Source organism: Paenibacillus sp. IHB B 3415 (assembly GCF_000802655.2).
In the GTDB taxonomy this organism is placed as follows: Bacteria; Bacillota; Bacilli; order Paenibacillales; family Paenibacillaceae; genus Paenibacillus_AQ; species Paenibacillus_AQ phytohabitans.
This window is the reverse complement of sequence record NZ_JUEI01000129.1, coordinates 1-13,055: the sequence shown is the minus strand read 5'-3', so window position 1 is coordinate 13,055 and position 13,055 is coordinate 1. Positions and strand designations below refer to the sequence as shown.

Genomic DNA, 13,055 nt, shown 5'->3' with positions numbered 1-13,055 from the left:
CCGCCACCGGGAACACGCCGCGCGTTCCCGGGGGTCCGGCGTCGCAGCCCGCGACGCCGTCCATGGGCAGGTACCGCGACGCCGGCACGACGCGGCCCGTGGATTCCCGGAGCAGCAGGAACTCCGGGTCCATACCCATAAGCAGCCCTGCCCGGCCTGGCTGCTCAAGGGCAAGGGAACGGGCCAGCTCCCGCGAGGCTGCCCGGTACGGCTCAGGCAGCGGCTTGCCGGGAACCGGCATCAACGGAGTGATGCCCGTCACCACATAATGCCGCCCGCCCATGGCCCGCAGCTCCACCTCGCCGCTGTCCAGCCCCAGGCTGTATAGCGCCCGGACCGCCGTTACACGGACAGCTCCTGCCACCCCGTGCATCTCACTTCCGCCACCCGCTCCGCCATAACCGCGCTCACCAAACCCAGTAGCACCTGCTCCAGTACCACTATCCTCGCGATCCCCGCCAGCAGCTACTCCTTCATAACCACGCTCACCATTCCGGCCATCACCCGCTCCACCACTACCGTTCCGGCCATCCCCGCCACCGCCTGCTCCATTAACCCTGTTCCCGCTCGCGCCAGCACCCGCTCCACCATAACCGCCCTCCCCTCTCACCGGCCCCAAAAAAGCAGCATTCATAGCCGCTCCTGCACCCAAAGGCTGGCACTCCAGCACAGCCAGATTGAAAATAACCACCCGGTAGTGCTGCCTGTAACTTGCGGGGTCTTGTCCATGGGAATATGTATGACTCTCTCTTGCATCCTTCCGCCGTGCAGGTCTGCCGATAGCCCCCGGGTCCGCTTCAATCCCGCAGCGCCGGAGTCTGCGCATAATCTGCTCCGGTGCCAGCTGAAGGAATAAGTTAAGCCCTTCGTTCATCCTTATGCCACCGCCCATCAGAAATTCTTCATGCAGCGCCTACAGCTGCATCATCCTTAATAACCGGATAGCCCGCCCTTCTGCAGTACGCAGATGAAGCTTTTGGTGCTGAAACCTAACCCCAAAATATTTTAAAAAAAAGAGGGCATTCGCCCTCTACGCCGCTGCCCTCTCATCATATAATGGATCATAACCCAACACAGTAACAGAAAGGCAGCGGCGTATTCCTTCCTTACAGCTCATCATCCAGGGCGTCAGGGTCCAGATCATCGTAATCAAAACTCTCGCCGTCAAAATCATAGTCCTTGTCTTCCAGATCATCACTCTGATCGCTGACATACACGCGGACCTTGGTCTCAGCCACCAGCTCCGCCTCGAACTCGCGTTCCACCCGGAGCGTCACACTGCCGCCGCCCGGCGATACCCCGGCTTCCACACAATTGGGTTCCTGCGTTGCCTCCGCAGAGACCTGTGCCGTGGAAGCACGGTGTCTCGGGTCCAGGTACGACAATGGAATAAGCTCCACATAGGAGACCGTTTCCTTGGCAACCTCGGTCTGCTTGTTTTTGTCGTACGAGTACCAGATGTTCACATCATAAGTACCGATTACTTCGATTCCGTTCCCGGCGGCAACCGCTTCGTACTGGTGGTTGATAATCCAAGCCCCCAGAATACTAGTCGGATGATGTGGCGGAGTCACGGTATGGGTTGCGGTAGAGAACTTACGACCTTTGCCGCAAATTGCCTTCGTAATGATCTCCCTTGTTTGACGTTTATGGCTTAATGACATCTTTGAACCTCCTCCATACAATCATTCACTATCAAGTGTATGCACGTTCTGGGCATTTGTTGATTGTTAGAGTAGAAATAAATTTGGGTAAGCCCTCGTGAGAGTCTAATTAAGCCTCCTGCTTCATTTTATTGCTGAAATTAGCCAGTTATGAGTCCCGTTTCCGAAAAAAACAAAAGGCAGCCCTTCCCCCAAAATATGGGGAACCGCTACCTTTTTTTCGTTTTACGATATTGCACCTTGTGCTTATTGCGGAATTACACGCACAATGCCCAATTGCCTGTGACGGCTCAGATCAATGAAATCGTCATCGATATTCACCAGGGGACGCAGCGGATCATGGGCCAGAATCATTATGATTTTGCCGATCCGTCCGTCTGTGAGCAGTACCTCATTGCCGATCATTGATTGCATCAGCTTATTGATGAACACGCTGCAGATATAAGGGTCCAGCTTGCCGTAGACATTATCGTCCATCTGCCTGAGCACCTCATACAAAGGGGCGGCCGTGCGGTAGAAGCGGTCTGAGGTCATTGCATGAAAAATATCCGCCACCGCGACAATTTTGCTGAAATCGGTAATCCGGTGCCCCAGCACACCGAAGGGGTAGCCGCTGCCGTCCATCCGTTCATGATGCTGCAGCGCAACAAGCGCCTGCATGTGAGTGGTGCCCACGGTATCCCGGATCATTTCATATCCAAGGGTGGTATGCTTCTTCATCAGCGCATATTCTTCCTCATTCAGCGGACCGGGTTTGGTGAGAATTTCAGCCGGAATCATAATTTTGCCGATATCATGAAGAGTCGCTGCGATGGTCAGCATGCTTAGCTCGTCCGGCTTAAGCTTCAGCCATTTGCCAAGCAGCGTGGAGATAATACCAACCGCAACATTATGCCTGTATGTATAATCATCCTTGGACTGCAGTGCAGCCAATATTCCGTAGAAATCGTTCTTCTCACTTACCTGCTGGATAAAAGGAATGACTTCATTTCTGAGCTCTATCATCGGCAGCCTTTTGGTCTTGGTATAGCGGAGCTGATCAAAAATGCTCTCCATCGCTGCTGTGCAGTCATCCACAGCCAGCTGATAGAATGCCGCGTTGTCCACCTGAAGGACATCATGCGGCTCCAAGAGGATCTTGTGCTGGGAGATCAGCCGGATATGTTCCCCGCTTAATAAGGTCATCGCCGGCAGAACAAACACACCGCTATGATTAAAAAGGTTGGCTGCAAGCTGTTTGCCGATATATTGTTCATTGCTGTTGTTCATGTTCCTCACCTGCCAGTGCAGCCGTCCACCGGAGTGAACCGCTGCTGTAATTGGAAGCTTCGCGGCCTCATCTACAATCTTATCCTGAAATGTGTTTCTCTGTCCCGAACAGAAAATGAACATAACTATAGAGATAAGCTCACTTTAAGTGCTTATATATCTTATCGTTAATTCACACCGTAATGTTAATACCTGAGACATATTTACCTTCCTGCTCAAGCATTTCCCTTTGCGGGCAGCTTGTCCTTCACCAGCCTCGGATCGACTGGACTTTTATAGCGTTTAGCAATTTTAAGATAGAGCGCAAGCTCCCGGCATAACTGCAGAATAGCGGAGCGGATCTCGAATACCTCACGGGAATCCGGGAGCTCCATCTGCTGAAACTCCTGCTGCAGATCATCCAGCAGCTTCTCGGTCCGGCCGGTATATTCCTCGGCCAGCACATCGCCGCTAAGCTGATCGAACAGCTCTGCAACCATATCACCATGCGGCAGCTGGCGGTATACCTGAGAGAGAAGCTGCATCATATTCGTGATCGACTCCAGCTGCTCCTTGCGCATGTAGAAGTACACATTCCAGGCTTCATCCGGATGGATCACATGATTCTCCATCTCCCTTGAAGCCGCGGTCAGACCCTTCTGCACCGCTTCACCGGCTCCGATCAGTTCCTTTCCATCCCATACATAAGCGGGATCACGCAGGGTTCTGGCAATCTGCCGGAAGATAACCGAAAAATAGCCGTCCACCTCCTTGCGGATTCCGGCAATCATGCCTCCGGTCTGCGGCATATAGATGAAGTTGACGAGTCCGGCCGAACCCAGGCCGATAATCAGCAGCTCAATCTGCTGCAGCAGGATGTGAACGGTAATGTCAGCTTGTCCAAAAACACGGAACACAATAACGGAGCTGGTGACAATCCCCTCTTTGAAGCCGGATTTGACGATAAGCGGGAAGCCGAACAGTACATACAGTCCGAGAACCCAATAATGAAAGCCCAGGGTAAAAAAGAGAATACAGCCCAAAAAGAGTCCCACCAGCGAGGCAAAGAAGCGTGCCGTGATCGTGCGGAGACTCCTTTTGCGCGTCGTTTCCACCCCGAGAATGGCCAGCAGTCCCGCGCTTTGCGCATTGGGAATACCTGCGGCGGCTGCCAGCAGAATGGACAGCAGAGTTGCAGCCGCCGTTTTGATAATACGAAATCCCATGTTAATACCTCTCCTACAAAGTTCAGCTTCAATATTCAGGTAAAGATATAGTCATGGTACAAGATTTTGCCGGGAGACACAATATTACATTATTCTACCTCCGCGACAATAACAGCTTCTCCACATATACAACAAGCTGATACATGGCTGTAGCCACCGCGGCGATGATAAGCAGACTGGACATGACGAGAGTGAAATTGAACACCTGAAAGCCATAGATAATCAGATAACCCAGCCCCGATTTGGCCACCAGAAATTCCCCAACAATGACTCCGACCCATGACATCCCGACATTCACCTTCAGCGTGGAGACCACCGTGGGGAAAGACGCCGGAAGAATCACCTTGTTGAATTCCTGTACTCTGGAAGCGCCGAATGAACGGACAACCTTAACCAGATTCGGGTCCACACTGCAAAAGCTGTTGTACACCACCAGAGTGGTAATAATCACCGTAATGGATAACGTGGTGACCACAATCGCGGTGAAACCGGCGCCGAACATAACAATGAAGATCGGACCCAGCGCAACCTTCGGCATACTGTTGAAGACGACCATATAAGGATCAAGTACGGCAGACAGAAAAGGCGACCACCAGATGATCACAGCCAGCAGCGTCCCAAGCAGGGTTCCGAGAATAAACCCGACTACGGTCTCTCCTACAGTCATCCCCAGATGCGGCCAAAGACTGCCGCTGACCATGTCATCCCAAATTTGCCGGAACACTTTCGTCGGGTAGCTGAAGAGCAGTTCATCAATCCAGCCCAGCCTGGCCCCCGCTTCCCAGAGCACAAAGAACAGGATCAGGATACTGCTTCTTACGATCAGAACCTGAGTCTTGCGGCGCAGCTTCTTCTTCCTGTAGTCCGCATGCTTTTGTTCCAGCCAAAGTGCACGGGAGGCCGCCACTTCTGCGGGCAATTCTGTCTTCACACGCCTTCCCTCCCTGCCAGCTCCATTTCCTTCCACACCTCATGAAAAAGCTCCGCGAATCCGGGCAAGTCCCGCGCATACAGCGGCGGGGTACTGCGGATGGCTTCCGGAACCTGAAAAATCCTGCGGATCCTTCCCGGATTCCGCTGGAGCAGAATGACCCGGCTGCTGACGGCGATCGCCTCAGACAGGTCGTGAGTAACCAGAATGGCCGTTGTTCCCCGGCGCATCAGTGTCTCCGAGACCAGATCCTCCAGCTGCAGCTTAATCTGGTAATCCAGCGCGGAGAACGGTTCATCCAGCAGCAGCAAGCCGGGGTCTGTCGCCAGCGTCCGCACCAGAGCGACGCGCTGGCGCATTCCGCCCGAGAGCTGAGCCGGAAAGGCAAGCTCCTTGCCCGCAAGCCCCATATCGGCCAGCAGCTGCAGGGTTTTGCTGCGCGACTCTTCATCCAGCCTTCCGGTCAGCTCCAGGCCAAGCAGTGCATTATCCTGAATGCTCCTCCAGGGAAACAGATAATCCTGCTGCAGCATATAGCCTACTTCAGGAGACGGCCCAGCCGCAGAGCGTCCGCTGAGCAAAACTTCGCCCCGCGAGGGCCGCAGCAGCCCGGCAATGATCGACAGCAGCGTCGTCTTGCCGCAACCGCTGGGCCCGACGAGGCTGACGAACTCACCCTGGCCCACGCTGAGATTGAAATCCTCGATCGCTAGCGAAGCCTCGCGGTCTCCCAGATAGGCGTGCGTGATTTCCTTCAACTCCACTACTGGAAGCATATCAGCCCTCCTAAAAGTTTTGCGTAACATTACTTCTCACGATTCTGCATCGAACAAACTAGCTTCGTAAGCATCACAACCCTACTTAATGCTGCTCTCCGCTTTTTCAGCAAAAGTGTTATCCACAATCTTGCTAGAAGGGACACGTTCCTTCAGCTCACCGGCGTTGTCGATCACATCAAGCAGATTGTTCCATTCTTTATCATCAATAACCGGATTTACCGCATAGGTGTCCTGTTCTTTATAGCGGCTGATGGCGGAGACGACAATATTCCGGTCCGTTTTATCAAAGTAAGGCATAACCGCATCAGCGATTTCTTCCGCGCTATGATCCTTCACCCACAATTGTGCACGCTGGATGGCATTGGTGAATTTCTGCACCGTGTCTTTGTTTTTGCTGATGTAGCTCTCCTTGGACATGAACACGGTATACGGGAGATAACCGCTCTCTACGCCAAATGAAGCGACAACCTGGCCCCTTCCTTCACTCTCGAAGATCGATGCCTGCGGTTCAAACAGCTGCACATAATCCCCTGTCCCGGAAGCAAAGGCACCGGCAATATTGGCAAAATCAATATTCTGAATCAGCGTCAGATCCCTGGCGGTATCAATCCCCTTGTTCAGGAGGGTAAATGCGCCGGCCATTTGCGGCATGCCGCCTTGCCGTTGGCCCAGGAAAGTTGACCCTTTAACTTTGTCCCATGTGAAAGCACTGTCCGGTGTACGTGCGAATAAGAATGTTCCATCCCGCTGCGTGAGCTGGGCAAAATTGATCACAGGGTCATCCGCCCCCTGCTGATACACATAAATCGAAGTTTCCGAACCGACCAGCGCTACATCAATAGCTCCGGAGAGCAGTGCCGTCATCGTTTTATCCCCGCCCGGTATGGTCTGCAGCTCCACATCCAGCCCTTCCTCCTTGAAGAAATTCTGGGACAACGCCACATACTCCGGCGCATAGAACACGGAGCGGGTAACCTCACCGATCTTCACCTTCACTACAGCCGAATCACCGCCACACCCGGCGAGTACTGCGAGACACATGACAATCATCATGAGCGACAATGACAGTTTTTTCTTGAGATTCATCTTCATTCTCCTTTCTTCCCGGGTCTTTCGCCCTTGCTCTATGCATATGCGGTTGCCCGCCGAAAGGTTAAAGACCTGTATTGCTATCGTTTGCACAAAAAAATCTGCGTTCTATAAAGCGATTTGTATATATTTTCGGTCTATTTTCCGGATAGGGATTAATCTAATGCTCATATCAGGTAATAAAACAGATTAAATCAAAGCATTAAAGCGATAACTCCTGATTACTTTGATCAATACCGATCCTATGGATGTATCTCTCAATATTCAGGTTGTGCAAACGTTTTACCTAGAGTGGCATTTCCAATAAGATATAGCAATGAAGCGCTTACGAAGTTACATATTTAATGAAGCAAAATATCCTGAATGCCTGAAAGGAGTTTTATTCCTATGTCTCGTTCTTCATCAGTTATGCCAACAACCCGTATGCTGCATGCCTTAGCAATCACTGGCCTGGCTGCGGTGCTGCTGGCCGGTTGCAGTAGTACTGAGCGCACAGGCGGAAATCAAACTGCCGGTGTCTCATCCGCACAACCTTCCTCCCCCGTTCACAGTACAGAACCGGAATCAGGGGCAGGGATACAGAACAACAGCGCTGTGCAACCTGCCGCTAATCCGAATGCAGCTGTAGACGAGCAGCCTTCCACCGTATTTTATGAAATATTCGTCCGCTCCTTCTACGATTCAGACGGGGATGGTATCGGTGATCTGCAGGGGATCACGGAGAAACTGGATTATTTAAATGACGGCGACCCGGGGACCCATGAGGATCTGGGTGTAGGAGGAATATGGCTGATGCCGGTTAATCCCTCGCCCAGCTATCACGGCTATGATGTAACCGATTACCGGAGTATTAATCCGGACTATGGAACGCTCGAAGACATGCAGACTCTGATCAAGGAGGCACATAAACGGGGCATCAAGGTAATTATGGATCTGGTGGTGAACCATACGTCCAAGGCTCATCCCTGGTTTGTGGATTCAGCCAAGAATCCGGACAGCCAATACCGCAGCTGGTATATCTGGGCCGAAGATCAGAACCGCCCGGTCAGTGGAACCAGTGCTGCCGGCAGCGGCAGTCCGTGGCATGCTCTGCGGGGAAGCCATTATATGGGGACTTTCTGGGAGGGAATGCCGGATCTCAACTTCGATAATCCTGAGGTCCGCCGAGAAATGAAGAGCATCGGTACCTATTGGCTGGAACAAGGCGTCGACGGGTTCCGTCTGGATGCTGCAAAGCATATTTACGAGGATCTTCTTTCTGACAAAAGTACGGCGACAACAGCCAAGAATGTAGCCTGGTGGCAGGAATTCCGCACAGCCATGAACGGGGTGAATCCACAGGCTTATATCGTGGGTGAGGTCTGGGAGAATTCCGCTGTGTCCGTAGGGGCCTATCTAGATCAGGCCTTCAATTCCGGATTTAACTTCGGGCTTGCTGAAACGCTGGTCCATTCGGCTCAAACGGAGAAGGACAGCGGAGCCGCGTTCACCCTGGAACGGACATACAAGCTGTATTCGCAAATCTCGGGTGGCACTTTCACGGACGCAATTTTCCTGACCAATCATGACCAGAACAGGGTCATGAGCCAGCTTGAGAATCAGCCTGATCATGCCGCAATGGCGGCAGCCATGCTGCTGACCCTGCCGGGTAATCCATTTATCTATTATGGGGAAGAGATCGGGCTGCTGGGTGTGAAACCGGATGAAGGCATCCGTGAGCCCATGAAATGGACACCGGACGGAATGGGTGCAGGTCAGACTTCGTGGGAGCCGGGCAGCAATAACGCTGCGAATCCCGGGGCCGATGTAGAGAGCCAGCAAAAGCGCAGGGATTCACTGCTGGTGCGCTACCGCGAGCTTATTCAGCTGCGGGAAGAGGTGCCGGCCCTGCGAGACGGGGACATACGTGATTACCCTTCCGGGAACGGGGGAATTATGGCTTATGAACGGATAACCGCCAGGCAGCAGGTCCTTGTTATTCATAACTTAACGGGATCGGCACAGACGATGCAGCTTCATACCGGAACGGGAGGCGTTACATATTCCGGTATCCTCAGGTCAGTTGGCGGCAAGGCGGCACTCGGCAGCGGCGGACTCACACTTCCTGCTTACACAACAGTTATTCTGGAGCACAAATCGGAGTAGAATGCATGACCCACTCATAAAAGGCGCAGCACAGCTCCGCCTTGGTGAGCGGAGCGGCGATCAGATAGTCCCGCGCGGGCTCGGCACTCATCCGCAGGAGCCAGCCGCCAGAAGCGTTCTCAAAATATGAAGCCTGCTGAAGGCTCCAGCCGCTGCCGGCACGGGAGCATAACCGCAGTTCTCCGGTCATTTCCGGGCCTAACATAACCTTGGCCAGTTCAGTTGAACTGGCCAAATCACCTGTTTCCTCCCCCAGGTACTCAGCCAGCATACACAAACTGCAGGACCCGGCTTGTTGTTTAATCTCCTCATACCTGCTTCTGGACAGGAAGAGTGCAGGAACAGACACCCTGCGGGTCTCTGCATATTCAAAGCAATTAAAAAGATAATAACAGACCCGTTTCATCTCATTTGGCTCCTTCAATTCATACCCGAAGGGGTCATCTTCCAGTATACCAGTAACAACTATTTTATCTTTATGTATTTGCATGCATACATCCTGCGAAGATTCGCCTTCCATGTACTTCACCCTGCATATCCCTACTGCGCCAGAGACGGTCTGCAGAATATCCGCCACCACTTTCCGCTCTGTTTCACCGGGGAACAGAAACTGTGCTAAACAGATTACATCTTGAGTTTTCACATCCATATATCCTTCCCTATTCCCATAAATCTGAAATTTATTGTAAATGAGTGGCTTTCAAAAAACGGTAAAACTATAAAACTTGCAATCTTTATGTTATCATAAGCTAATTTTAAGGTAAAATTAAGAAAAGCAGGGTAAGATCAATACCATGAAATACTTTTAGCGAGGTGATTTCAAAATGAGAATGCTCATCACATTTCAGAACAAGCTTGTACCAGTATATTTCACAACAGAAAACAAACAGCCTACCCAAAAAGTACTTCGACTGCTTAACAGCACACTGGAGCTCAAAATTCAAAAGGGCAAAAACGCCCTGCAGAAATGTTTGAATTCTCTGATCAGTATCGAAATTAAAGGCTCAGAAGCTATATTGCACAGTTATAGTGAAAATGATTCACTGGCTTTATCCCTCTATTAATAGAGGGATATTTTTTTGCCGGAATATGTGCCTGATGCAGATCCGGTGAACACCATACAAAAAAGCACACGCCTGCAGTCCAGGAATGTGCCCTCTCTATATAATGCGTGTTATCTGTATGATCAGTGTATGCTTTGCCTCAGCCAATCCTGAGATTCCGTTTCTCTTCTTTCTCGGCCTTTTGAATCCGCAGCTTGAACAACTTCACCAGGTTGCGCCGGGTATGCTCTTCGTGACAGTTGTCCAATTTCTTAATAATAAAACGGTCAATGGACATGTCAATCGCTCCTTTGGAATGGGATCGGAATCCCGTTGTAGAGAGGAAATCATTTCCTTGTCTCCTTGTAACACCTATATAACCGGGTCCCGGATGGCTTAAACCAGCCAATATCCCTGTTGCAAACAGCTGCGAAATTAGTCTTACTACATATTGACGGTTCTTTGTGCGAATGGATTCCTGCATCAGGAGATATGGTATCTGTGCAAAAAACAGCCTGTTTGTGTCGGCAAAATAAAAATTTTATCCGACGGATATTTACAAACAATTTATTAAATGCTATATTATCTATAGTTAATATTAAATATATATTTAAGGAGAAATCATAATGTCTAATGTTCTGTTTATCAAAGCAAATAACCGCCCAGCCGAGCAATCTGTAAGTGTTCAGCTCTATAATGAGTTCCTGGCGAGCTACAAAGAATCCCATCCGCAGGATGAAGTTACTGAACTGGATTTGTTCGCTGAACAACTTCCTTACTACGATAACACGCTGATCACAGGCGTATACAAAGCAGCACAAGGCTTCGAAGCAACTCCTGAAGAAGCTGCCGGCGCCGCTCTTGTTAAGAAATATCTGGACCAGTTCCTGGCCGCTGACAAAGTGGTATTCGCCTTCCCGCTCTGGAACATGACTGTTCCGGCTGTACTGCACACTTACATCGATTACCTGAACCAGGCCGGTACAACCTTCAAGTACACTGCTGAAGGTCCTGTAGGATTGCTGACAGGTAAAAAAGCAGCTGTACTGAACGCCAGAGGCGGCGTGTACTCCGAAGGCCCGGCAGCAAGTGCTGAAATGGCTGTTAACTTCATCATGGGTAACCTGAACTTCTGGGGCTTCAAGGAAACTACACAAGTTATCGTTGAAGGACACAACCAGAACCCGCAGAAATCCGCTGAAATTATCGCTACCGGTCTGCAACTGGCAAAAACTGCAGCTGCATCGTTCTAATCCGCCAGCGTTAAAAGTCCGGTTTCACCTTTAGAACTCCGCACTTTTTATCAGGCATCTGCTATAACATCAACCGGACTTTTATTTATATATAGCTCCGCCGGTGTATCCTCCGGGAAATCCGCCGGACCCTACAGGAAGAGGCCCGCTGCTACGTCAGCTGCAGGGCCTTTTTTGTGCTCCGGAGAGGTTAATACTCTTCCAATACCCGCTGCCAGCTGTTGCCTTTGGCACGCGGAGGTGTGCTTTTGGAGGTGGCAGCTACGGTTTTGCGCTTCTGCTTCACTTCCTTGCTGTTCTGGAACTGCAGTTCCTTCTGCGTCTTGCGGTAATTGAGCAGCCGTTTCTCATCCAGTACACCGCTTGCTACTGCCTCAAGCACCGCGCAGCCTTCCTCCCGCACATGGCGGCAGTCACTGAAGCGGCAGTCTGCCGCGAGCGAGCTGATGTCACCGAAGGCCAGATCCAGGCCTCCATCATCTTCCCACAGCTGCAGCTCACGCATCCCCGGCGTATCGACAATGATGCCGCCGTCCGGCAGGACAAACAGCTCACGGTGTGTGGTAGTATGCCGCCCGCGGCTGTCCCCTTCCCGAATATCCTGGGTAAGCTGCAGATTCTGTCCGCTGAGCCAGTTAACCATCGTTGATTTGCCGCAGCCGGAGGAACCGGTCAGGGCTACGGTTTGACCGCGGCCGATATAAGGCAGCAGCTCCTCCCGCCCATCACCGAGCAGCGCGCTGACCGCATGTACAGCTACCCCGGGAGCCGCCCGCTGCATCTCGGCAATTTTCTCCGCCGCATCCGCACAGAGATCTGCCTTGGTCAGCAGAATCACCGGATTTGCCCCGCTGTTCCAGGCCATAATCAGATACCGCTCCATCCGCCGTACATTGAAATCATCGTTCAAGGCGCTGACCAGGAACAGGGTATCGACGTTGGAGGCAACGATTTGTTCCTCTTGCGTCACCCCTGCCACCTTGCGCGAAATTACGCTGCGGCGGGGCATGACGCCATGAATCACGGCATGCTCCCCGCCGTCCTGCATGGCCAGAGCCACCCAGTCGCCAACCGCCGGATAATCACCGGACCCGGTCAAGGTATGTCTGAGCTTGCCGGATAACTCTCCCCAGATCTCGCCCGTGCTTGCGATGACCCGGTACTTGCTGCCGAAATCACCGACAATCCGGCCCGGCTCAAGTATCCTGGCCTCGAGCTGCTGCAGCTTCTCTGTCCACTTATTTTTCCATTCATCGTTCCAGCCATACTGTTCTATATTCATGCAAATCCTCCTGGTTTTTGTTACGTATGGAGCTTTAAATATTGCCTTTTTGAGTTTTAGGATCAGTCGCCACTGCGGTGGATATTTGGGCTTCCGGCCGCTGTTAGGTTTGGATTTCATGATTTAACACCGTGTTCACGGTGGAAATCCAAACCTAAAGGCGAACGCTACCGCTCCTCCAGCCCAAAATCCCCCTCCGTCACTCCTTCTCTTTTCTCAAATATTCAATTCTAAATCAATAGCTTCACTAGCCTGCTTAATCATTCACGTGTAATTTCCGGGAATTTGTACCCCTTCCAATCCTTTTAGCACAGCAGCATCATTTACAGCGTGCAGCATATAATGGCTACTGTTTCAACAAAAAAACCGCCGGAACCCAAAGGTTCCGGCGGCGG

The 13,055-nt window shown here is 51.7% G+C and carries 12 protein-coding genes and 1 pseudogene; 3 read left to right on the top strand and 10 right to left on the bottom strand.

What is annotated here, in order from left to right; genetic code table 11:
* The 7 genes and pseudogenes from QW71_RS41920 to QW71_RS34445 all read right to left on the bottom strand — a co-directional run.
* A pseudogene (locus QW71_RS41920) lies at nt 1–874 on the bottom strand (hypothetical protein); the annotation flags it as partial.
* A 232-nt stretch (nt 875–1,106) separates the two neighbouring features.
* The gene (locus QW71_RS34470; protein WP_039310097.1) at nt 1,107–1,664 is read right to left on the bottom strand and encodes an outer spore coat protein CotE; all 558 of its coding nucleotides are present in this window, start codon (nt 1,662–1,664) and stop codon (nt 1,107–1,109) included.
* A 246-nt stretch (nt 1,665–1,910) separates the two neighbouring features.
* Entirely contained in the window at nt 1,911–2,933 is a 1,023-nt protein-coding gene (locus QW71_RS34465) for an HD-GYP domain-containing protein (protein WP_039310104.1), read from the bottom strand.
* Nucleotides 2,934–3,148: 215 nt separating this feature from the next.
* The gene (locus QW71_RS34460) at nt 3,149–4,138 is read right to left on the bottom strand and encodes an aromatic acid exporter family protein (RefSeq protein WP_039310095.1); all 990 of its coding nucleotides are present in this window, start codon (nt 4,136–4,138) and stop codon (nt 3,149–3,151) included.
* 94 nt (nt 4,139–4,232) lie between these two features.
* Nucleotides 4,233–4,985 carry an ABC transporter permease gene (locus tag QW71_RS34455; RefSeq protein WP_373604804.1) on the bottom strand — a complete coding sequence of 251 codons (753 nt, stop codon included), beginning with the start codon at nt 4,983–4,985 and terminating at the stop codon, nt 4,233–4,235.
* 80 nt (nt 4,986–5,065) lie between these two features.
* Nucleotides 5,066–5,845 (bottom strand): ABC transporter ATP-binding protein, encoded by a 780-nt coding sequence (locus QW71_RS34450; protein WP_039310093.1) that lies wholly within the window; start codon nt 5,843–5,845, stop codon nt 5,066–5,068.
* A gap of 81 nt (nt 5,846–5,926) precedes the next feature.
* Nucleotides 5,927–6,940 (bottom strand): ABC transporter substrate-binding protein, encoded by a 1,014-nt coding sequence (locus QW71_RS34445; protein WP_373604803.1) that lies wholly within the window; start codon nt 6,938–6,940, stop codon nt 5,927–5,929.
* 384 nt (nt 6,941–7,324) lie between these two features.
* Between QW71_RS34445 and QW71_RS34440 the strand changes: the two genes are divergently transcribed.
* The gene (locus QW71_RS34440; RefSeq protein WP_039310087.1) at nt 7,325–9,082 is read left to right on the top strand and encodes an alpha-amylase family glycosyl hydrolase; all 1,758 of its coding nucleotides are present in this window, start codon (nt 7,325–7,327) and stop codon (nt 9,080–9,082) included.
* Here the strand turns inward: QW71_RS34440 and QW71_RS34435 are convergent.
* Nucleotides 9,057–9,725 carry a hypothetical protein gene (locus tag QW71_RS34435; RefSeq protein WP_152679933.1) on the bottom strand — a complete coding sequence of 223 codons (669 nt, stop codon included), beginning with the start codon at nt 9,723–9,725 and terminating at the stop codon, nt 9,057–9,059. The two genes, QW71_RS34440 and QW71_RS34435, sit on opposite strands and share 26 nt — an antisense overlap.
* A 181-nt stretch (nt 9,726–9,906) precedes the next feature.
* Between QW71_RS34435 and QW71_RS34430 the strand changes: the two genes are divergently transcribed.
* A complete protein-coding gene (locus QW71_RS34430) occupies nt 9,907–10,146 on the top strand; it encodes a hypothetical protein (RefSeq protein ID WP_039310083.1) in 240 nt (79 codons plus the stop codon).
* Nucleotides 10,147–10,285: 139 nt separating this feature from the next.
* Here the strand turns inward: QW71_RS34430 and QW71_RS41095 are convergent, their stop codons facing one another.
* Nucleotides 10,286–10,423 (bottom strand): hypothetical protein, encoded by a 138-nt coding sequence (locus QW71_RS41095; RefSeq protein WP_171715981.1) that lies wholly within the window; start codon nt 10,421–10,423, stop codon nt 10,286–10,288.
* A gap of 328 nt (nt 10,424–10,751) precedes the next feature.
* On the opposite strand from QW71_RS41095, the gene QW71_RS34425 reads away from it, so the two are divergent.
* Nucleotides 10,752–11,378: an FMN-dependent NADH-azoreductase gene (locus tag QW71_RS34425; RefSeq protein WP_039310081.1), complete on the top strand. Its 627-nt coding sequence runs from the start codon at nt 10,752–10,754 to the stop codon at nt 11,376–11,378.
* 190 nt (nt 11,379–11,568) lie between these two features.
* Here the strand turns inward: QW71_RS34425 and rsgA are convergent, their stop codons facing one another.
* The gene (gene rsgA / locus QW71_RS34420) at nt 11,569–12,660 is read right to left on the bottom strand and encodes a ribosome small subunit-dependent GTPase A (protein WP_039310079.1); all 1,092 of its coding nucleotides are present in this window, start codon (nt 12,658–12,660) and stop codon (nt 11,569–11,571) included.
* Nucleotides 12,661–13,055: the final 395 nt, after the last annotated feature.